Origin of the sequence: Winogradskyella ouciana (assembly GCF_009709615.1) — a bacterium.
Classification (GTDB): Bacteria; Bacteroidota; Bacteroidia; order Flavobacteriales; family Flavobacteriaceae; genus Winogradskyella; species Winogradskyella ouciana.
On the sequence record NZ_WJYA01000007.1, the window covers coordinates 163,450 to 184,931 of the forward strand.

Here is a 21,482-nt window from a genome sequence, read left to right on the forward strand (position 1 = left end):
TACCTTTGCCAGCTGTAAATTAGAATATAATTAATTAAAATATAAATAATGAAAAAGGTAATCTTAGGACTTAGTGCATTATGTATGGTAGCTTTTACTTCTTGTAAAGATGATGCTGCTAGTAAAATTAAATCTGAAAATGTAGCTGTTGCTGCAGAAAGAGATGCAAATGCTGGTGATTTTCCAGTATTGAAAATGGACAAAATGGAGCATGATTTTGGAACGATCATGAACGGAACTCCTGTTGAAACTATTTTTAAATACACCAACACAGGTAATTCAATGTTAGTAGTAAGTAACATTAAGAGTACTTGTGGTTGTACAGTACCATCTAATTACACTAAAGAAGTTGCACCAGGTGAGACGGGTCAGTTTACTGTAAAGTTTAATGGTAAAGGTAACGGAAAGGTTTCTAAATCTTTAACAATGACTACAAATACCGAAAAAGGTACAGAAGTTGTTAAGATTACAGCGATGGTAGAGCAAGATCCAAATGCTCCACAGAAAACTCCTAGTAAAACAGCAGTTAACCCATTGTCTACAACTCCTCAAAAGACGTCTACGCAACCAGGTCACGAAGGTCATAACCACAATTAATAACTAGTTAATGGAAGGATTAGGATCTTTTTTACCATTTATAGCCATCTTCGCCGTGATGTATTTCTTTATGATTGCACCACAAATGAAGCGCGCCAAGCAAGAAAAGAAATTTGCTAGCGAATTAAAGCGAGGTGATCGTGTGATTACCAAAAGCGGAATGCACGGTAAGGTTGTAGAGTTAAACGATAAAGATAGCAGCTGTGTTATAGAAACCATGGCAGGTAAAATAAAGTTTGACCGTTCTGCAATCTCAATGGAAATGAGTAAAAAACTAAACGCACCAGCTACTGTAAAATAAGCTGATAGCATAAAAATATAGGAAGCCACTTGAAAGAGTGGCTTTTTTTGTGCCTTAAAAAAGGCATAGGGTAAACTGAGTTTGAGGTGTCTTAAATATATAAGCCAATTTCGGTTACGATTAAAACTAAAACTTTGAATTATGAAAATGATAAAGAAAACAGTATTTGTATTTATTTGCCTTATGCCACTTATAGGTTGGCCTCAAAACTCAGATGAAAAAAGTAATGATGTAGAAAAAGAAGAGGAGAAAACAAAAACTGATAAAAAATCTTATTACACAAAAAGAGGAGAAGAAGATGCAAAGTTTGAACAGCAGTTTAATGCTGAAAGCGATAAGAAAGAAAAGGAATTTTGGAAAGAACAAAAAGCCTACGAAAAGGATTTAAAAAAGAGAGATAAAAAAGCTTATAAAGCATATAAAAGAGGAAAACAGGATGCTTACAAGGAGCATTACCGCCATTGTGACCATCATTGCCATCATAGTGAGTATTACTATAATCATGCGTCGTATTATTATCATGGGTACCATAATCATTATTATTATGAAATGCAACCTCGCTATAGGCGAACAGGAATTAGAGTAAAAACCCCAAGTGTTAGGATAGGTTTTTAGTTTAAGGTTGATTAATTGAGGAACAAGCCGTTCAAATTTTTGAGCGGCTTGTTTATTTTATTGGTTGCTGAGCGAAGTCGAAGCACTAGCAGTTTTTATACTTATCATTCAAACCAACACCTTCTATTATCATAGGCGTGATTTTTTCGATGCGATTTATTTTAGTTGCATCTCTTTTGGCTTCAGAAATATACTCGCAATACTCTCTTTGTTTGCCAGGAGTTAAAGTTTTAAAAGCAGTATTCAATTCTGAATTGGACCTAAACACAGTATCTAGCTCATCAGGAATTACAACAGTCTTAGTAACTCTTTTGGGTTTTATTTCCTTACCTGCACGTTGATTTGCTATAGACTCTTTAACATAAGCCAAAACCACAGCGTCATTAATATCATCTATTGACATAAAACGCATTTGTCTTAAGGCTTTAGTTTTGATTTCTTGTGCATTGATAAGTAAGTTATGCTCATCCTTTAGAAATACTCCATTATGAAACCACAGGCAGAAATGATTTTTAAATGCACCTAGGCCTAACACGTTTTTACCATTAAGGCAATAGGTTGGCATACTCCATTTAACCGTTTCGGTTAATTCTGTTTTGAGTATAATATTTCGCAATCGTGTTAAGGCTTCTGCCCAAGTAGGATTGAGCTCTACATATTCTTCAACGGAGTGGACTTTTTTCATAAATCTAACTTATATATAGTTATGGAGCAACTAAATTAAAAAACAAAACACAAAATTTTAAATTGAAAAATAATATTCATTCAGTAAACAGTTTAAATTGATAAACAACCTAGTTTTTTTGTATTTCATCGAAAAACCTTACAGAAAAAACTTTAACATAATTTTTTGATTAATTTTAAAGGTCTTTATAATCAGGCGATTGGTTAATAGCAAAACAATTAAGCGCCAACTTTACTATTAAAGCAGTTACCACTGGTATACTGCAATTTATTATTTATTTAATTAATTCTAGTCCTATGATGTTGTGGTTAGCTATAACCAATAACATTTTATTCAATGACTGAAAAAATTACCTTCGAGGCCCCACCCAAAAAGAATTATTTTTCAATTTTTAAAAAGTTCGATGACCATCCAATTACCAAAGGTGTGAAGCATTTAATGCTTGTATTTTTGTTTTCTTTTAGTATGCTAGGGTTTGCACAAACAACTCCTCCTTTAGATGATGTATTATTTGCTGATAACTGTGATGAGATGACAGGTACTACAATTTCATATGATGGAGCTAGTCAGAGTGTGTTATGGATAGCACTAGACTATTCAGCAGACTGTAACGATATAACTATAGATACGGAAGGCAGTACCATTGATACAGAAATTGGTCTATTTGATGAATTCGGAGGCCTTATTGCTAATGATGACGATGGTGGAACTGGGTTATTGAGTTCTTTAACAATAAACGAATTGCCTTCAGGGACTTATTATATTGCTACTGGTGGTTTTAATATGGTTTTTGAGCTTTCTGATTTTACAGTAACCTCTTCGTCTACATCTGTAGGACAGATCACTGTAAATGTTACGACAGGTTCAGAACCAGGCTCAGGCTCAGGTTCTGCACCAGCTAACGACCTTTTTGCAGATGCTATTGCAGTTTCTTGTGGTGATACAGTATTAGGTACAACTATTGATGCTACTTTAGATGAAGCTGATGCTCCAGATGGTGCTGACACATTTGCTGATCCAGATAGTCCATGGGTATGGTACTCATTTACAGGAACTACAGCTGGAGAAACAGTAACACTTTCTACGTGTAATGCTGGTTCTGATTTTGATACGGAGATTTTTGTATACACTGGTACTTCTGGAGCTTTAACAAGTGTAGATGAAGGATACGATGAGTGTGGTTCACCAGATTTCTTTGCTGAGACTTCGTTTGAATCCGATGGATCTACGACATATTATATCGCTATAGGCGGATGGAATGTTGGAGATGTTGGTAACTTTGAGTTAAGTGTAACTTGTGAGGCACCACCAGCGTGTGTACCACCAACCATAGACAGTGCAGTCGTCTCAGAAGACTTTTGTGACCCAGATGACGGTAGTGGAACGTTTAACGTAATTGTTGAGGTTTCAGATCTTGGTGATTCATCACCAATGTTCGATGATGGTACTTTACAAACCGCAGTTGCACTAGGAACTAATGTTTTAGGACCTTATGACAGTGGCACAAACGTTACAATAAATATTGATACAGCTGATGATGCTTGCGATTCTAGCTTAGGTGACTTTACATATACCTGTCCTCCACCAGTACCAGATAACGATGGTTGTGCAGGAGCCCTAACATTAGAATGTGGTGTAACTATAACCGGTAACAATGAAAATGCGACAGCTTCGGGTCTCGATGCTGAGTGTAACGGATTCGCGTCCTCAAGTGCATTGGATTTGTTCTACACATTTGAAGCAGATGGGCTGAGCAGTTATACGGTTGGTCTAGACGATGTAGATGGAGGTTCATCTTTTGATGGAGTACTATTTGTTTACTCTGGTCCATGCGACGACCTTACAAGTATAGGCTGTAGTGACAGTGGTAGCCCGGAGGAAGTGACTTTAGATGCGCCAGCAGCGGGAACTTATACGGTAAGAATTTTCGATTACTTCGGTACGGGTGACTTTACGTTAGATTTAACATGTGTGGCACCACCAGAATGTCCTGAACCAACAGATTTAGCTCCAACAACGCAGTCGCCAACAGCAACTACATTTACTTGGACACCTGGAGGAGATGAAACCTCTTGGGAATTTGCATTATCTCAACCAGATGCAACTGAACCTGAGCCTGCTTCTGTAGTAAACGAACCTTCGGGTACTGCTGGACATGACCCAGGACAAACTTTTCTTGTTTGGGTTCGTGCTATATGCGGAGATAATATATACAGTGATTGGATTACCTTAGAGTATACATCACCTCTACAAGCACCAGATAATGATCTTTGTGATAATGCTGAGCCGATTGATTGTGGCGACACCGTCAGTGGTACAAACGTAGGAGCAACAAATGGAGATGGAGTAGCTGGTGATGGATGTGGAAGCGGTGCTTCTTCTGTAGGTGTATGGTACAGTTTTAACGGAACTGGAGATACAGTAACAGCTTCGACTTGTAACTCTACGACAGACTTTGATACAGAGATTACCGTCTATACAGGAGCCTGTGGAGATTTAACCTGTGAAGGGAACAATGATGACGATGGAGAGTGCGCAACTGAGTTCCCAGTAGGTGGGCCTAATTTAACTTCAACATTTACTTGGGAGTCTGAAATTGGGACTACATATTATATCTATATAAGTGGTTTTGATTCTGATGCTATAGGTAATTTTGACCTTAGCCTTACTTGTGAACCACCAGTTAATACACCACCTACAATTTTAGGTGATCAAACTATAACAGTTTCTGTAGAAGAAAATACAACTGACGTCACTGATGTTGATGCTGTAGATGCAGAAGATGATTTGGCTGGTATAGATTTAACATATTCTATATCAACAACAGATGGTGTAGATGGAGCTTTGTTCAACATAGACGCTACAACAGGAGAGGTTTCCTTTATAAATCCACCAGATTTTGAAAACCCTATGGATTTTGGAGGTAATAACGGTTATAACCTTAGAGTTATAGTAACAGATTCCGGAGGTTTAGAAGATTTTCAGAATATAACAGTATTGGTAACCGATGTTGATGAAACACCAACACCAGATAATGATTTATTCGCAGATGCTATAGCAGTTGCTTGTGATGATACAGTATTTGGTACAACAATAGGAGCTACTTTAGATGAAGCTGACGCTCCAGATGGTGCTGACACATTTGCTGATCCAGATAGTCCATGGGTATGGTACTCATTTACAGGAACTACAGCCGGAGAAACAGTAACACTATCTACGTGTAATGCTGGTTCTGATTTTGATACAGAGATTTTTGTATACACTGGTACTTCAGGTGCTTTAACAAGCGTAGATGAAGGATACGATGAGTGTGGTTCACCAGATTTCTTTGCTGAAACTTCGTTTGAATCCGATGGATCTACGACATATTATATCGCTATAGGCGGATGGAATGCTGGAGACGTTGGTAACTTTGAGTTAAGTATTACTTGTGAGGCACCGCCAGCGTGTGTAGGTCCAACAATTACTAGTGCTGATGTAGATGAGACATGTAACTCAGAGGGTTCTGGTACCTTCGACGTTGTTATTGAGGTATCCGATCTTGGAAATTCCTCACCAATGTTCGATGATGGTACAACACAGACAGCTGTAACTCTTGGTACAAATGTTCTAGGTCCTTATGATAGTGGACAAAATGTTACCATAAATATAGATACAACAGACGATGCATGTGATGCTTCTTTAGGAGACTTTACATTTACATGTCCTGTAGAAGGTCCAGAAAATGATAACTGCGAAGATGCAGAACCAATAGACTGTGGAGATACAGTATCTGGTTCTACAGAAAATGCTACCAATTCAGGCGGTAATGGTTCACCAGACGTTTACTACGAACTTGAAGATACTGAAGCGGGTACAGAAGTAACGGTTAGTCTTTGCGGCTCGTCTTTCGATACGTATATTGGTATCCTGGATGCTTGTGATGGAACACTATTATTTTTCAACGACGATTCTTGTGGGCTTCAGTCTGAGGTGACCTTTACATCAGATGGTGCAACAACGTATTTAATAAGAGTTGAAGGGTTTGCTTCGGCTTCTGGTGCTTACAATTTAGCGATAAGCTGTGAGGAACCACAGCCAGCACCAGACAATGATTTATTCGAAGACGCTATTGCAGTTTCTTGTGGTGATACAGTATTAGGTACAACAATAGGAGCTACTTTAGATGAAGCTGATGCTCCAGATAGTCCTGACACACCTGCTGATCCAGATAGTCCATGGGTATGGTACTCATTTACAGGAACTACAGCTGGAGAAACAGTAACACTTTCTACGTGTAATGCTGGTTCTGATTTTGATACAGAGATTTTTGTATACACTGGTACTTCTGGTGCTTTAACAAGTGTAGATGAAGGATACGATGAGTGTGGTTCACCAGATTTCTTTGCTGAGACTTCGTTTGAATCCGATGGATCTACGACATATTATATCGCTATAGGTGGATGGAATGTTGGAGATGTTGGTAACTTTGAGTTAAGTGTTACTTGTGAGACACCAGATCCATGTGATTTACCACTTGAAGATTATTTCTGGACCGGAGCTGTCAGTACCGATTGGACAGAACCAGGAAACTGGGCTGGTGGTATTGCGCCAGGCTTATCAGTATACGGAAACGTGTATATTTTAGGAGGTGCACCAAACTATCCTGTTTTAACTCAAAATCTTTATGTAGCTGAATGTTCAAATGTGATTTGTGACCCAGGTACTTCAATAACTGTAAAGCCAAACGTTGAATTGACTAACGATGGTATTGTTGATAATTTTAATAACGGAGCTGTTGTATTTGAATCTGATGATACAGGAACTGCGTATATAGGTCCAGGTTCTGGTTTGTTCTTTGGTGAGTATACCGTAGAACGCTATATCCCAGCGAAAAGAGCATACCGTCAATTGGCATCGCCAGTATTTACATCTGAGTCAATTTCAGAAAACTGGCAACAGGATACACATATTACTGGTCCTGCCGGAAATACGGATGGTTTTGACGTGACCCAAACCGGTAACCCGTCAGCGTATATATTTAATAATGATTCCTATTTATATGAAGAATTGGCAAATACCAACGCTACGAATCTAATGCCTGGTACGATGTATCACATTTTAGTTAGAGGTGATAGAAACACGGATTTAACCAATAACGATGCTCCGCCATCTATTACTACCTTGAAAGCAACAGGGGAATTAACACCTGAAAATACTGGTGTACCATTTGTAACTTCGGTTAATGTACCAGAACAACGTTTTGTTGCATTCGGTAATCCATTCCAGTCTCAGGTAGATATGGGAGATGTTGTAAGTATGTCTACTAATATTGACGCTGTATTCTACTGGGTTTGGGATGCCACTCTTGGTACAAGAGGTGCATACACTGCGGTGTTTGCAGATAGTGGTATTGCTTCGGCAGGAGACTCTGATGCGAATCAATTTTTACAGGCAGGACAAGCAGCATGGGTATATACCTCAGGTGCTGGTCTTTCTGAAGTGGTTATTGATCAATCAGCTAAAGATAACTCTCAGCTTGAAACTGATATTTTCAGAAATGGAAGTACGGCAGATCAAGGACAATTGCGCTTATCACTATACGAGAGCGGTACATTGGCCAACGGTGGGACCGCTACAGATGCTGTGTTAGTGTTATTTGATAGTAATGGCAATAATGGCGTTGATGCTTATGATGCCGTTAACATTACAAATCTCGATGAGAATTTTGCAACCAATAATGATGGTGTCTTATTGAGTATTGAGAATAGAGCAACACCAGTAGATGAGGATGAGATTCCGTTAGAAATCAATACCTATAGAAGTACTAACTACACTATAGTAGCACAAGGTACAGCTATACAGGGAGCTACGGCGTTCTTATACGATGCGTACTTAAATGTACATACGGAGATACCAGCAACAGGTATAGTAAACTACGATTACACAGTTGATTCTAGTTTACCAGGTACTGTTGCAAATAATCGATTTAAAATAGTATTTTCAAATTCTGTTTTATCAATTGATGATTTAAATATCGCTAATGTACTCATGTATCCTAACCCAACTAATCTTGGTAAGTTCTACTTAAATGTTCCTTTAGGAATGGATGATTTAGAAGTTACTATCTATGACGTGTTAGGTGTAGAGTTGTATAACAATACAGGATTTAACAGTGGTATGGAAATCACTATAGACCTTGGAGCAGAATTTAGCATGGGTACGTATTTTGTACACTTAAATTCTCAAGGTAAAACAGTAACCAAGAAGTTAATTATTAATTAATAAAACAAATACAATGAAGAATTCAAAAAGCACCTTTATTAAGGTAATTAGTACCGTAGCTATTGTTTTTGCAATGGTAAGTACAACAGATCTAAACGCTCAAGGCCCTCCAGGAGGTGCTACTGACACAGTAGATGCAATCCCATTAGATGGTGGCTTAATCGCCCTAGTTATTGGCGCAGCAGCATTTGGTGTTAAAAAATTGCGCGATAATAAAAAGTGATAAATATTAAAAATTTATTACAAGACATACCAAAACCAATAAGGCTTTTTCTCGGAAAGGCCTTATTGCTTTTTGTTGTATGGAAGATTTTGTATGTTGGGTTTTTATTAGACTCTAAGATTTTAGATTACCCACTAACTACACATGTTGGAGAAGCATCTGCAGAACTACTGAATCGATTTAGTTCAATGTCTGGTTTTGAATCGGTCAGAGAGGTAAAGACAAGTATTTATGAAGGTGAGCGCATTACTGAAGAAACCTCAATGATCTATCACAACAATAAACCTGTATTATATATTGCAGATGTCTGTAACGGTTTAGAACTCATTGTTCTTTATATAGGGTTTATAGTATGCATGCCATCTAGCTTTTTTAGAAAATTGCTTTATATTGTATTGGGAGCCATACTGCTAGATGTTGTCAATATTGGTAGATGTATAGGCTTAATTTATTTACGCGAATATTTTGAATATTATTTCGATTTTGCGCATAAATATTTATTTAAAATAACGATTTACGCATTCACCTTTTTATTATGGATGTTATATGCTAGAAAAATAAATTTAAATAATGAATCTGTACAAGTCGAATAAGGCGCGTTTTATAATAGGGCTGTTAATTATTTTTGTGCTGTATTCTGTGTACCACATCTTTTTTGCAGAAAACACATTTACGGCATCAATTCCAAGAAAACTTAGACATGTTATTGCACTGTTGTTTACTGTAGCTGTTTATTTTGTAGGTACGTATCATCTCGGTAAGTTGAAGGTTAAATGGATGTCTACCCTATGGCATATGGTACATATTGCCGGCTTATGTATTATCACAGCAATTGGTGTGTTTGATTGGTTATTCTTAACAGGAGAACCGATTGTAGCATTAAGCAGGTTCGCCAGAACAATTCAAGAACTATTGCTATCACCAATATTATATGTTGCTATGGGATTACTCAATAAAACCCTAAAAAACACCTCTACTGTTGCGTCTTGATGTGGAATGTAGTCTAGCTAATTACCATGCGATAAAATTAAAAATCGGATAAAGAAAATTCTTTTGTTAGAAGACTAAGACAATTAGTATTATCGATTTTTTAAAGCCGTTAGCTCAGCAATCTTACAAATTACCTCTACGGCCTTTTGCATACTTTCTACTGGTACATACTCATAACGTCCATGAAAATTATGGCCACCAGCAAAAATATTAGGGCAAGGTAAACCCATATAAGACAACTGCGAACCATCTGTTCCTCCACGTATAGGTTTAATAAGTGGTGTAATGCCTAAGGATTTCATGGCTTCCTCGGCAATATCTACGATATGTTTTACAGGTTCAACCTTTTCTTTCATATTGTAATATTGATCTTTGATTTCTATCTCAAAGATTTCAGCTTCAAACTTTGTATTAAGGTCTAAAACAATTTTATCCATCAGCGCTTTACGAGCTTCAAATTTATCTTTATCGTGATCTCTTATAATGTACTTTAGGTGAGTTTCTTCAACTTTACCTTCTATACTATATAAGTGGAAAAAGCCTTCATAGCCTTCGGTATGTTCTGGTGTTTCTAGTCTTGGGAGTGTATTGATAAATTCGGTAGCATAGTACATTGAATTCACCATCTTACCCTTGGCATAACCAGGATGTACAATTTTGCCCTTTACTTTTATGTTGGCCTCAGCGGCATTAAAGTTTTCATATTCCAACTCGCCAACTTGGCTGCCATCCATGGTATAAGCCCAATCGGCTCCAAACTTTTCGACATCAAACTTATGGGCACCTCTACCAATTTCTTCATCTGGTGTAAAACCCACTTTTATGTCACCGTGTTTAATGTCAGGATTGTTAATGAGATATTCCATCGCTGAAACGATTTCTGCGATTCCGGCTTTATCATCCGCACCTAAGAGCGTGGTACCATCTGTAACGATTAATGTTTGCCCAACATAGAGTAATAAGTCCTCAAAATAACTAGGCGATAGAATGATGTTTTTTTCAGCATTAAGTGCAATATCATTGCCATCGTAATTTTCAATAACTCTAGGTTTTACATTTTTTCCTGTAAAATCAGGAGAGGTGTCAAAATGAGATATAAAACCAATAGTTGGTACATCATAATCTACATTACTAGGTAAAGTGGCCATGATGTAAGCGTTATTGTCTATGGAAACATCTTTCATGCCTATGGCAATCAGTTCTTTAGTCAGTTTATGAGCTAAGTCCCATTGTTTTTCGGTACTTGGAGTAGTCTTTGAATTTGGGTCGGATTCAGTATCTATGGTAACATAGCTAATAAAACGATCTATAATATGCTGTTTCTCTATCATTATGTTGGATTGTTTTCAAAAATAATCAACGGTAGGTTAAGGCACAAGTCTGGGATATGTTTCTTTTAATTTGATGGGAATTGCCTTATTTTTGCACAGCAAATTTTCTTTCATGTATAAAGCAATAATCCGACCAATTCTCTTCTGTTTCGACCCAGAAAAAGTTCACCATTTCACATTTTCCTTAATACGAAATATCTCAAAAATTCCTGGTGTAAAGGGTCTTTTTAAAAAGATGTATTTACTTAACGATAAAGCCTTAGAGCGTGAGTTATTTGGATTAAAATTTAAAAACCCAGTGGGTTTAGCTGCTGGTTTTGATAAGGATGCTAAACTTTATAATGAACTCGCCAATTTTGGATTCGGATTTATTGAAATAGGAACCTTAACACCAAAACCACAAAGTGGTAATCCCAAAAAGCGATTATTTAGGTTAAAGGAAGATTCGGCGATTATCAATAGAATGGGATTTAACAATGGTGGAGTACAAGAAGCGGTTGAACGTTTGAAGAAGAACAAAGGCGTGTTGATTGGTGGTAATATTGGGAAAAACAAAGTAACACCAAACGAAAATGCAGTTGATGATTATGAGATTTGTTTTAATGCTCTTTTTGATTATGTAGATTACTTTGTCGTAAATGTAAGCTCCCCAAATACACCAAACTTAAGGGAGTTACAAGATAAAGAGCCTTTAACTCAACTTTTAAAAGCTTTACAGGTTCTAAACTTTAAGAAGCCTAATTCAAAACCTATTCTATTAAAAATTGCTCCAGATTTAACTGACGACCAACTTTTAGATATCATAGACATTGTTAAGACTACTAAGATTGATGGAGTCATTTCTACGAATACTACAATTTCTAGAACAGGTTTAAAAAGCAATAATAAAGTAGAGGTTGGTGGATTAAGTGGTAAGCCATTAACTCAACGTTCTACTGAAGTCATTAGGTTTTTAGCTGAAAAAAGTAATAAAGCATTCCCAATCATTGGAGTAGGAGGTATTCACTCAGCAGAAGACGCTTTAGAAAAACTTGAAGCTGGTGCCGATTTAGTCCAATTATACACAGGCTTTATCTATGAAGGCCCTCGACTTGTAAAAGAAATTAATAAGGCAATACTAAAAAAGGCACAGTAAAAACTGCGCCTTTTTAATATTTAGATTCTTAAACATTAGTTTTTTATAAACGATAATGTTTGGCTAGAGTTATCTTTTTTCAATTTTATAAAATACATTCCGTTAGTTAGACTCTCAACGTTAATATTAAGGTCTCTTTCGGATGCAATAAATGACTGCTTTATAACTTGTCCTAAAGTATTATAGATACTGTAAGCATCGGGTAAAGTATTGGTTTTAATTGCTATGCTGCTTGATGAAGGATTTGGAAAAATAGAAATACTTTCAGTACTAAACTCATCAACGCTTAGTGTTCCGTTGAAAAAATTATCTGCTTTACCAAAGCTAAAATCACCACCAGTTGCTAATACGACATTATTTTCGTCTAACAGCTCATAAAATCCATTGCCAGAGAAACAGCAAATACCATCTCCGTAACTATCACTTATAATAAAACTGTAGCACTCATTGGTATTAATAGAAAACACTTCAGACTTGGTTGTGAAATCGTCAACACCTTCTTCGTAAGGACCACCAGAATATAATACATTATCGCTACTATCTAAAAATTGCCAAGAGGTCTCTGCAGGCCAATCATCTAATGTAAGATTCATAGTAATTGTAGATGTGCTAATTGATGGTGCACCAACTTCAATATATTGAGGTTTTACTTTATTAAGGATGTTTGTTCCATTTGAGACCGTTAACGCTACATCATAATCTCCAAAATTGGTGTAGGTGTGAGTTACGTTTTGAGTTGTATAATCAATGATGTTATCTCCATCAACATCCCAAGACCAAGAGGTTGCACCAACACTGCTATCTGTGAAATTAACCGTAAAATTGTCTAAACAGCTTTCAGTTTCGTCTGCTATAAAATCTGCACTAAAGTTAGGACAGGCAAGGTTATTTCTAGAGACTTGGTATATAGCATTTATTCTGGCGTATTGTTGCGCTGAAAATAGAGTTCTACAAACCTTACGAGAGTAAGACATTACATTCAATGGATCAGCTTGGTAATATTCTCCATTGCCATCTTGCGCGAAATCGAAAAATTCGCAAGCCGCATTCACATTATTGTTGCCTAGTTTAGGATCTGCTGGTGTGTCACAAATTAAATCGCCTGTGGTCTCACAGTTAGAACCATCAACTAATTCTTCGGTAGAATTATATACATTACTATTGCCATGGGTATGTCGTAGTCCAAAGAAGTGCCCCATTTCATGTGATAATGTACTGCCATTAGTGGTACAGCTATTTGCCATTAAGATAGTCTCTGGTCCTCCTGGATAATAAGCATAACCACATAAACCACCACCAGAACTACTACTTACAATAGAGTTTGCAAAATAAATATTTATAACACCGTTAACATTGTTGCCACTAGTTAAAGCATCTTCTTCAAATGTTTCAAAGTCGTAATAAGTATCATTATTTATATAATTAATCCCTTCGCATAGAAAAAATTCTAAACCTGCATTAGCATAGAATGTATTCATTATAGCCATAGCATCATCTAACTCAGTAGGTGTTAAACCACCAAATCCTGCAGTAGTTCTAATGATATGGGCTTTTACAGGAACAGAAGTCATAACTGTAGATGATCTGGAGTTGAGTTGCTCTTGCATAAATTGCTCTTCTAGCACTTTAACTTGTTCCTTAATGGAATTATAATAATTTTCAGCTTCTTGGGAATATTGGAATCCACATTCATCTGATTGTGCTGTGGTAGATGAGGTAAAACAAAAAACAAGAGTAAATGCGAGTAGCAGTTGTGTAAATTTAATCATAGCGTTTATTAGGTTAATGGGAAAAAAGTGCACTAAAATATAAATTTTAGTAAACTTTTGTATGATTTAACCGATGAATAGGGAATTAAACCTTGTAATTGAGAATCAGCTTTTTACTTTCGGTAATATCTAGAGGTACTGACAAACCTTTCCCTATAAATACCATTCTTAATGAGTCTAATAACTTAGTCATTTTGAATTTTAAGCTTTACGGCATGTATCAATTTTACTTATTTTAGTGCAAATTTTAACCCTTGGACTACAACATACTTTTTTCCTTTGCTTTGGCGACCTCGGCATTAGCAATCTCGCCAGGACCAGACAATATTTATGTCTTGGTGCAAAGTATTACCAACGGAAAGTCTCATGGACTTGCTACTGTAAGTGGTCTAATTACAGGTTGTATAGTGCATACTACACTTTTGGCTTTTGGTGTTTCGGCGATTATTAAAGCAAATGAAGATTTATTTTTCGCAATTAAGGTATTGGGAGCTCTATATCTTCTATACTTGGCCTATAAAGTACATAAGTCTAGCTCACAATTGGATTTGGATGCCAATACCGTGCCTAAAAAGAGCCTTAAAGGTTTATTTATTCAGGGTTTTTTTATGAATGTACTTAATCCAAAAGTCACTATTTTTTTTCTAGCTTTTTTCCCAGGATTTCTATTCTCTGAAAGTATGAGTACTGTGATTCAGTTCTATATTCTGGGAGGTATTTTTATGTTGGTGTCTTTTATTATTTTTTCCTCAATTGCTTTGCTTGCAGGACAGATAAAAAAGTATATAACAAAACATAGAAACTCAGGTTTGGTTTTAAAATGGCTTCAGATTGTTGTGTTTATTGGGATTGCAATTTTCATTTTATTGTAGGATTTAAAAACGTATTTTATCCCTTATATTTGAACCAATGAATAAAGCGGTAAAACTCATAGAATGTCCAAGAGATGCTATGCAAGGCATTAAGGAATTTATTCCAACGGAAAAGAAAATACAGTACATTCAATCGTTGCTTCGTGTGGGCTTTGACACCATAGATTTTGGAAGTTTTGTATCACCTAAAGCGATTCCGCAAATGGTCGATACCGCTGAGGTGTTATCTCAGTTAGATTTAAGCACTACTAAAAGTAAGTTACTTGCCATAATTGCTAATGTTAGAGGTGCTAACGACGCGTCTCAACATTCTGAAATTAGCTATCTAGGGTTTCCGTTTTCTATTTCAGAGAACTTTCAAATGCGTAATACGCATAAAACTATTGCCCAATCCGTAGTTACACTTTCCGAGATTTTAGAGATTGCAGACAAAGCCAATAAGCAAGTTGTGGTGTACATTTCTATGGGTTTTGGTAATCCTTATGGAGATCCTTGGAATGTTGATATAGTAGGTGAGTGGACTGAGCGTTTGGCAAAAATGGGTGTGAACATTCTATCATTGAGTGATACTATAGGTAGTTCTGATCCAGAGATTATTGATTATCTCTTTTCTAATTTAATTCCTAAATATCCAAAAATTGAATTTGGTGCTCATCTCCATACCACACCAACCACCTGGTTCGAAAAAATTGATGCAGCCTATAAAGCAGGTTGCAGACGTTTTGATGGTGCCATACAAGGATTTGGTGGTTGTCCTATGGCAAAAGACGATCTAACTGGTAATATGCCAACTGAGAAAATGTTGTCTTACTTTACCCAAAAAAAGGCTCATGATTTAAATGCCATGAGTTTTGAAAGTGCTTATAACGAGGCTACTAAGATTTTTACTCAGTACCACTGATTTTTAACCTATTTTACTGCAATCTAGAGTTGTTTCAACACGCAAACAATCACCTTAAACGATTATGTTTTTCTATGTCAATGGTTTGCGCTAAGATTGATATGTAAATTCATGCTGTTTTTATTTTGTAACTCTTGGATTGAATTGAGTAAACAAAAGAATTACGGCAGAATTTTATATTTAAATCCAATCAATGAAACTGAGAAAAACAATAGGGATTCTTTTTATCATTTCGCAAATTGTGTTGATTATATACGCCAAGTTTGTCCCAGAGCGGTTTTTCTGTTGGGCACCTTTTGATGAACATACCTATTTAGATATTGATGTAGAGGTAAATGGTGAATTTCTGACCAAAAAGGAAATAGCAAAAAGGTATCGCTATAAATCCAAAGGCTGGGAACCTAGAAGCATCAACAATGTCTTTAGCATAATTAGGCAATACGAATCTACATACGGAAAAGAGGATAATGCCTCTGTAAAAGTTAAATACGCAACCAATGGCAACGAGGAACGGATATGGTATTTCAATCAATAAAACATATAATCCGTAGCCCATATTTTCCACTAAATTTTAATGTAGAAAATATGCAGCCCAATATATTGCTAATGTGCAAGCTATTGTTTCTGTTGCTTGTTGTTCATGGATTTTTAGGCTATATAAGCGATCCTTTTTTGCCTTTTTTGAGGCCTTTAGATACTGTGTTAAATTATCCGGATATTTTTAAAATTTCAATAAAAAGCCTTTTTCTAATTTCGGGTTTGTTGTTACTTTTTAACCTACAGCCACGAACAATGTCCATTATCTTAGGCAGTACATTAATTGTTATGCTAATGGCTTCTAAACCAATGTTTAGAAATCATCTGTTTATATGTGGTTGTGCATTTTTATTGGCAGGTCTAACCCAAAAGAAGGAGTTGCCATGGCTATTATATTTACAATTAAGTTTAGTGTATTTTGGAGCTGCAACAAATAAGATTTTTGAACCTGATTGGTGGAGTGGACAGTTTATGCATAATTGGTTGGTGAACTCCCAAGAAAATCAGTTTTACTTATCAGTATCAGCATTAATGCCAGAGATGTTGTTTGCCAAGATTTTGTCGTGGAGTTCCATGCTCATAGAGTTTAGCATAGCAATTCTTTTATTGTTTAGGAAAAAACATTTGTTAGCGGTTTGGATGATTATTTTGTTCCATGCAGTATTGTATACGATGACACTTTTTAGGTTCGGTCATTTTTTTGAGGATATTGTCATCATACTCCTCATATTCCTAATCTGGCCTAAATTTAAATCTGAGGTTTATATCAACAGAAATGTACGCCCATTCTTCAGACCTCTTGTAGGATTATATTTTTTGAATAGCGATATTGAATATGAGCAGAATCAAGTAAATACTGACCCTTATTGGCTAAAAGTAAAATCAGGCAACAGAGTTTTATTTGATAGAGGCGCGTTGATTTTCTTGCTAAAATTCACACCAAACTTTTATCTGTCACTGTTTCTTTTTGATCAATTGATAAGATTTGTATTCAACGGAACAATAATGCATGGTATACAAATTTCTTTGATGTGGTTTTGTATTCTTTTCTTTTTGCCTATAAATTTTGGGAGTAAAAGTGCTAAAAAAGTAGTTTTAGATGCTAGTTAGCTCAAAGAAAAAAAACATATCGGTTTTAATTCCAGATGGTGAAAGTCATCTCTTACTCTACATTGTTAACTGTTTGTCTCAAGAAAAGGATATCGATATCTATGTGATGTCTAGCAATAAACATAACCCAATGCGATATTCTCGTTACATAAAGGGGTTTTCATATTATGTACAAACCCATTCTGATTTAGACTGGATAGAGCATATAAATACTGAAGTAGAAAAGCATAATATTGATGTGATTATGCCAATTTTTGAAACGCGAATAAAAACACTTATTCAACTACAATCAAAAATTAAAGAGCAAGATAAAATAGGGCTCTTGCCTTCTCTGACTGATTACAAGACTGCGTTTAACAAAAACCAACTGACTAAACATTTAAAAGGCAACAAATTACCTTTTGCAAAAAGTGTTACTGTTACAGCGATTGAAGATTTGGAGAAAATAGAAAATCTAGATTTTCCTGTGATAATAAAACCAATTGAAGGTTTTGGTGGAGGTCAAGGCATTTTTAAATTTGATACTATAAGAGACTTAAAAAAACATTTTAATAAGGCAGAATTTAAATATGAAAATATAATACAGGAGTATATTGAAGGTTACGATATAGATTGTAGTGTGTTGTGCAGAAATGGTGAGATTTTAGCACATACAATCCAAAAAGGAAATATGATGGGCGCCAACCAATTTTCACCTCAGTTTGGTTTAGAGTTTCTATATGAGGAAGAACTTTATAAGGTCATTAAAAAATTAATGAAATCACTTAATTGGAGTGGAGTAGCCCATATAGATATGCGATATGATAATCATACCAATCAATTTAAAGCAATAGAGGTCAATACACGATTTTGGGTGTCAGTTGAAGCATCGTTGCTTGCAGGTGTCAACTTCCCTTATTTATATTGCCTATCAAGTTTAGGACAAGAGTTCAATAAACCAGAATATGAGTGTGTGAAATATCTAAGTTTAAAGGGGTTAATAAAGAAAATCAAGCAAGAAAAATTATTTGTTTTCAATATAAAATTTATGAGAAACAACACAGCATTGAAATTTATTTTTACGGATCCTATACCTACTGCATATAAGTTTATCTGGAGAACCAAAAATATACTTATCTCTCGCTTTAGAAAATTATTTTAATCTATTTATTTACCTTCATGTAATGAAATACTAATGTTAAATTGCTCATTTCAAAAGAGATAGTTTATACTAGAATTTACTGTTGTTAGATTAACTATCTGATAACTAGTTATTAATACAATTTTGTATTATTTAAGCTTTTATCTGTGTTAATGAAATATTTAAAAGAGTTAAATATTTAATTTCCATATTGTATATTTGTTTCAAGTGTCATAAGTTGAAAACCTAACTTTTCAGTCTTAGACATCACCCTATAGTAAGTAATTTTAATCCCTATAAAAATGAAATGTTTAGCCCCAATGATGGTGTTAATAGTGGTACTATTTACATCATGTTCTAGCAGTGATGACGGCAATTCTGACGACAATCAATTCCAAGTTCCATCCACGTACCAATTTAGTAGAAATGGCAGTAGTACGGTAAGCTATAGCCAACAAGCAAATGGCATTGCCATGGCAGATGAGTTTATTTCTGCACTAAGTGATAATGGATCAACTGAAGCGGAATTAAATGGAATGTTTACCAATACTGGTAATTATTTTTCAACGACTACATTAAATCAAAGCCCTTTTAAATTAAGAAGTAATATAGCGGCATCTTTCGATTATTATGCAAACAATCAGACTGTAGCAAATACCATAAAAGCAGATTTTGATGCATGGATTTCTGGTCAGGCAAATGAGGTATATCCTAATTGGAATTCAGCGGCATCAGTAGGTGTTGCAGGTATGCTGGTTGAAGCAGATGGCATTACTACTAGACGCGTTAATGCTAAAGGTATGCAATACAATCAGGCCTTAGGTAAAATGTTACTTGGCGGTTTAATGGTAGACCAGATGTTAAACAATTATTTAAGTATTTCGGTATTAGATGCCTCCACTAATAGAATTGACAATGATAATGAGGTATTAGTAAGTGGAAGTAATTACACCGCTATGGAACATAGTTGGGATGCAGCATTTGGATTGGCTTTTGGATCTGATAATGCCCAAAACCCACAGCTTAATCAAGATCTATTTATGAATAAATATATATCTCGAGTAGATGTAGACCCTGATTTTAATGGAATAGCAGATGATATATACGATGCGTTTAAATTGGGTAGAGCTGCAATTGTAGCTAAGGACTATGAACTTAGAGACCAACAAATAGATATTCTTAGAGAAAAATTTTCTGAGATTATGGGTGTTAGATGTATTTATTATTTACGCCAAAGCAGATCTAACTTAGACTCTGACAAGGCAAACGCATTCCATGATTTATCTGAAGGATATGGATTTATTTATGCATTGCAATTTACCCGTAAACCAGGTTCATCGGCGCCATACTTTACTAAATCTGAAGTAGATGTGTATCTAGCTCAGCTTTTGGAAGGCAATGGTTTTTGGGATGTTTCTGAAGATACGTTGAACCAAATAGCTTTTGCAATAGCTGCTCGTTTTAACTTTACGGTAGAGCAGGCAGAAAATTAAAAAACAGATTAAAATTATAAAAGTTAAGGCTTTCACTTTTGATGAAAGCCTTTTTTTGTATGTGCTACTTTCTTCTGAATTTAAACTTATTATGTATAGTAGCTTCCGGGTATAGGTGCAAATTAGAAAGATTTTTTCTGAATTCTTCGTTAAATCATTATGTTTTAATAATCAGTAGGTTAGCGTGTTTTTGAAATCTAAATATCTGTAAGTCAAATTTTTATATTTTTATTTAAAATTAATCTAAATAAACTTTGTAGAATTCCCATTGAGTATTATTTTTGCACTCGGAATGCAATAAATTATTTATAATAAGTCTTAATAAGAATAATAAACGATTAAAAAATGAAGAAAATTGCCTTGAGTTTATTTGTAGTAGGAGCTTTGTTTACATCATGCTCTAGTGATGATGATAATGGTTCAGCTGGTAACCAAGTCGTCGCACCTGCAACTTTTCAATTTGAAAGAAACGGGAGTACAACAGTAGATTATAACGGACAAACTACACGTATTGAAATGGGTGGTGAGTTTGTATCTGCCTTAAATGACAATACCAAGACTGAAACTGAATTAGATGGTATGTTTACCAATACCGGAAATTATTTTTCAACTACAGCATTAAACGAATCTACCAAAAATATAAGAAGTAAAACCGCTGCTTCAATGGATTATTTTTCTGCAAATACAACTGAAGCTAATGTCATAAAAGCAGATTTTGATAGCTGGATAGCAAATCAGGTATCAGAAGTTTTTCCAAATTGGGAAAATACGGCTACTGCTGGTAATGCAGGTCAGATACAAGAAGCTGGTGGTTCTATGCGCTATGTAAACGGAAAAGGTCTTGAGTATAACCAAGCCATCAACAAAGCATTAATTGGTGCGCTTATGGTAGATCAAATGCTAAACAACTACCTAAGTACTTCGGTTTTAGATGCTGGCACTAACAGAGCAGATAACGATGCTGAAATTTTAGCAGAAGGGAAAAACTACACCAATATGGAGCACAAATGGGATGAAGCGTTTGGTTACTTATATGGTACAGATGATCCTTTAGCGCCACAACTTGGAGCGGATAATTTCTTAAATAAATATCTAGCTCGTGTTGATAGTGATGAAGATTTTACTGGTATAGCTCAAGATATTTACGATGCCTTTAAATTGGGTAGAGCAGCAATCGTTGCTAAGAATTATGAAGTAAGAGATGAGCAAGCCGAAATTATAAGAGAAAAAATTTCTGAAATTATTGGCATAAGAGCAGTTTACTATTTACAGTCTAGCAAAGCTACTTTAGGAACAGATTACGCAAGTGCTTTCCATGATTTATCTGAAGGGTTTGGTTTTGTTTATAGCTTACAATTTACAAGACAACCAGGAACTGATGCACCATACTTTACAAAAGCAGAAGTTGATGCCTATATAGCGGAATTAATGGAAGGCAACGGATTTTGGGATGTAACATCAGCAACCTTGGATAACATGGCCAGTGAAATAGCTGCACGTTTCAACTTTACGTTAGAGCAAGCAAGCAATTAGTTAAAA

18 protein-coding genes are annotated in these 21,482 nt (G+C 35.6%); 15 read left to right on the top strand and 3 right to left on the bottom strand.

Annotated features, from left to right (window positions below):
• Positions 1–48 precede the first annotated feature (48 nt).
• The 3 genes from F1003_RS12550 (at position 49) to F1003_RS12560 (ending at position 1,513) form a co-directional block, all read left to right on the top strand.
• A complete protein-coding gene (locus F1003_RS12550; RefSeq protein ID WP_155089777.1) occupies positions 49–597 on the top strand; it encodes a DUF1573 domain-containing protein in 549 nt (182 codons plus the stop codon).
• A gap of 10 nt (positions 598–607) precedes the next feature.
• Positions 608–898, top strand: coding sequence for a preprotein translocase subunit YajC (gene yajC, locus F1003_RS12555; protein ID WP_155089778.1), 291 nt, complete (start codon positions 608–610; stop codon positions 896–898).
• A gap of 141 nt (positions 899–1,039) precedes the next feature.
• Positions 1,040–1,513, top strand: a complete 474-nt coding sequence (locus tag F1003_RS12560; RefSeq protein ID WP_235898381.1) for a hypothetical protein — start codon at positions 1,040–1,042, stop codon at positions 1,511–1,513.
• An 85-nt stretch (positions 1,514–1,598) separates the two neighbouring features.
• On the opposite strand, the gene F1003_RS12565 is transcribed toward F1003_RS12560, so the two are convergent.
• Positions 1,599–2,198, bottom strand: coding sequence for a YdeI/OmpD-associated family protein (locus tag F1003_RS12565; protein ID WP_155089779.1), 600 nt, complete (start codon positions 2,196–2,198; stop codon positions 1,599–1,601).
• Positions 2,199–2,534: 336 nt separating this feature from the next.
• Between F1003_RS12565 and F1003_RS12570 the strand changes: the two genes are divergently transcribed.
• The 4 genes from F1003_RS12570 to F1003_RS12585 are packed head-to-tail and all read left to right on the top strand — an operon-like array spanning position 2,535 to position 9,675.
• Positions 2,535–8,462: a DUF8693 domain-containing protein gene (locus F1003_RS12570; RefSeq protein WP_155089780.1), complete on the top strand. Its 5,928-nt coding sequence runs from the start codon at positions 2,535–2,537 to the stop codon at positions 8,460–8,462.
• 13 nt (positions 8,463–8,475) lie between these two features.
• Entirely contained in the window at positions 8,476–8,685 is a 210-nt protein-coding gene (locus tag F1003_RS12575) for a PID-CTERM protein-sorting domain-containing protein (protein WP_155089781.1), read from the top strand.
• Positions 8,682–9,278 (top strand): archaeosortase/exosortase family protein, encoded by a 597-nt coding sequence (locus F1003_RS12580; RefSeq protein WP_155089782.1) that lies wholly within the window; start codon positions 8,682–8,684, stop codon positions 9,276–9,278. Before F1003_RS12575 ends, F1003_RS12580 begins: the two co-directional genes overlap by 4 nt.
• Positions 9,256–9,675 (top strand): hypothetical protein, encoded by a 420-nt coding sequence (locus tag F1003_RS12585; RefSeq protein WP_155089783.1) that lies wholly within the window; start codon positions 9,256–9,258, stop codon positions 9,673–9,675. Before F1003_RS12580 ends, F1003_RS12585 begins: the two co-directional genes overlap by 23 nt.
• 89 nt (positions 9,676–9,764) lie before the next feature.
• On the opposite strand, the gene pepT is transcribed toward F1003_RS12585, so the two are convergent.
• Entirely contained in the window at positions 9,765–11,006 is a 1,242-nt protein-coding gene (gene pepT, locus F1003_RS12590; RefSeq protein WP_155089784.1) for a peptidase T, read from the bottom strand.
• Positions 11,007–11,118: 112 nt separating this feature from the next.
• Between pepT and F1003_RS12595 the strand changes: the two genes are divergently transcribed.
• Positions 11,119–12,141, top strand: coding sequence for a quinone-dependent dihydroorotate dehydrogenase (locus F1003_RS12595; RefSeq protein WP_155089785.1), 1,023 nt, complete (start codon positions 11,119–11,121; stop codon positions 12,139–12,141).
• Between the two features lie 35 nt (positions 12,142–12,176).
• Here F1003_RS12595 and F1003_RS12600 read toward each other — a convergent pair whose 3' ends face one another.
• Positions 12,177–13,910 carry a T9SS type A sorting domain-containing protein gene (locus F1003_RS12600; protein WP_155089786.1) on the bottom strand — a complete coding sequence of 578 codons (1,734 nt, stop codon included), beginning with the start codon at positions 13,908–13,910 and terminating at the stop codon, positions 12,177–12,179.
• Positions 13,911–14,164: 254 nt separating this feature from the next.
• Between F1003_RS12600 and F1003_RS12605 the strand changes: the two genes are divergently transcribed.
• The 7 genes from F1003_RS12605 (at position 14,165) to F1003_RS12635 (ending at position 21,476) form a co-directional block, all read left to right on the top strand.
• Positions 14,165–14,782, top strand: a complete 618-nt coding sequence (locus F1003_RS12605; RefSeq protein ID WP_155089787.1) for a LysE family translocator — start codon at positions 14,165–14,167, stop codon at positions 14,780–14,782.
• Between the two features lie 37 nt (positions 14,783–14,819).
• Positions 14,820–15,683 carry a hydroxymethylglutaryl-CoA lyase gene (locus F1003_RS12610; RefSeq protein WP_155089788.1) on the top strand — a complete coding sequence of 288 codons (864 nt, stop codon included), beginning with the start codon at positions 14,820–14,822 and terminating at the stop codon, positions 15,681–15,683.
• 193 nt (positions 15,684–15,876) lie between these two features.
• Positions 15,877–16,218 (top strand): hypothetical protein, encoded by a 342-nt coding sequence (locus F1003_RS12615; RefSeq protein ID WP_155089789.1) that lies wholly within the window; start codon positions 15,877–15,879, stop codon positions 16,216–16,218.
• A 257-nt stretch (positions 16,219–16,475) separates the two neighbouring features.
• Entirely contained in the window at positions 16,476–17,330 is an 855-nt protein-coding gene (locus F1003_RS12620; RefSeq protein WP_162306975.1) for an HTTM domain-containing protein, read from the top strand.
• A complete protein-coding gene (locus F1003_RS12625) occupies positions 17,320–18,471 on the top strand; it encodes a carboxylate--amine ligase (protein WP_155089791.1) in 1,152 nt (383 codons plus the stop codon). The genes F1003_RS12620 and F1003_RS12625 overlap by 11 nt, the downstream gene beginning before the upstream one ends.
• Positions 18,472–18,752: 281 nt before the next feature.
• Complete coding sequence (locus F1003_RS12630; RefSeq protein ID WP_155089792.1) at positions 18,753–19,943, top strand: DUF4856 domain-containing protein; 1,191 nt, start codon at positions 18,753–18,755, stop codon at positions 19,941–19,943.
• A 345-nt stretch (positions 19,944–20,288) separates the two neighbouring features.
• The gene (locus tag F1003_RS12635; RefSeq protein WP_155089793.1) at positions 20,289–21,476 is read left to right on the top strand and encodes a DUF4856 domain-containing protein; all 1,188 of its coding nucleotides are present in this window, start codon (positions 20,289–20,291) and stop codon (positions 21,474–21,476) included.
• Positions 21,477–21,482: the final 6 nt, after the last annotated feature.

What these genes read in the sequence shown, in the direction of transcription:
- yajC (WP_155089778.1), top strand. Translation starts at nt 608, where the DNA reads ATGGAAGGATTAGGATCTTTTTTACCATTTATAGCCATCTTCGCCGTG.
- F1003_RS12635 (WP_155089793.1), top strand. Translation starts at nt 20,289, where the DNA reads ATGAAGAAAATTGCCTTGAGTTTATTTGTAGTAGGAGCTTTGTTTACA.
- F1003_RS12585 (WP_155089783.1), top strand. Translation starts at nt 9,256, where the DNA reads ATGAATCTGTACAAGTCGAATAAGGCGCGTTTTATAATAGGGCTGTTA.
- F1003_RS12565 (WP_155089779.1), bottom strand. Translation starts at nt 2,198, where the DNA reads ATGAAAAAAGTCCACTCCGTTGAAGAATATGTAGAGCTCAATCCTACT.
- F1003_RS12630 (WP_155089792.1), top strand. Translation starts at nt 18,753, where the DNA reads ATGAAATGTTTAGCCCCAATGATGGTGTTAATAGTGGTACTATTTACA.
- F1003_RS12615 (WP_155089789.1), top strand. Translation starts at nt 15,877, where the DNA reads ATGAAACTGAGAAAAACAATAGGGATTCTTTTTATCATTTCGCAAATT.
- F1003_RS12600 (WP_155089786.1), bottom strand. Translation starts at nt 13,910, where the DNA reads ATGATTAAATTTACACAACTGCTACTCGCATTTACTCTTGTTTTTTGT.
- F1003_RS12625 (WP_155089791.1), top strand. Translation starts at nt 17,320, where the DNA reads ATGCTAGTTAGCTCAAAGAAAAAAAACATATCGGTTTTAATTCCAGAT.
- F1003_RS12595 (WP_155089785.1), top strand. Translation starts at nt 11,119, where the DNA reads ATGTATAAAGCAATAATCCGACCAATTCTCTTCTGTTTCGACCCAGAA.
- F1003_RS12570 (WP_155089780.1), top strand. Translation starts at nt 2,535, where the DNA reads ATGACTGAAAAAATTACCTTCGAGGCCCCACCCAAAAAGAATTATTTT.
- F1003_RS12560 (WP_235898381.1), top strand. Translation starts at nt 1,040, where the DNA reads ATGAAAATGATAAAGAAAACAGTATTTGTATTTATTTGCCTTATGCCA.
- F1003_RS12610 (WP_155089788.1), top strand. Translation starts at nt 14,820, where the DNA reads ATGAATAAAGCGGTAAAACTCATAGAATGTCCAAGAGATGCTATGCAA.
- pepT (WP_155089784.1), bottom strand. Translation starts at nt 11,006, where the DNA reads ATGATAGAGAAACAGCATATTATAGATCGTTTTATTAGCTATGTTACC.
- F1003_RS12550 (WP_155089777.1), top strand. Translation starts at nt 49, where the DNA reads ATGAAAAAGGTAATCTTAGGACTTAGTGCATTATGTATGGTAGCTTTT.
- F1003_RS12575 (WP_155089781.1), top strand. Translation starts at nt 8,476, where the DNA reads ATGAAGAATTCAAAAAGCACCTTTATTAAGGTAATTAGTACCGTAGCT.
- F1003_RS12620 (WP_162306975.1), top strand. Translation starts at nt 16,476, where the DNA reads ATGTCCATTATCTTAGGCAGTACATTAATTGTTATGCTAATGGCTTCT.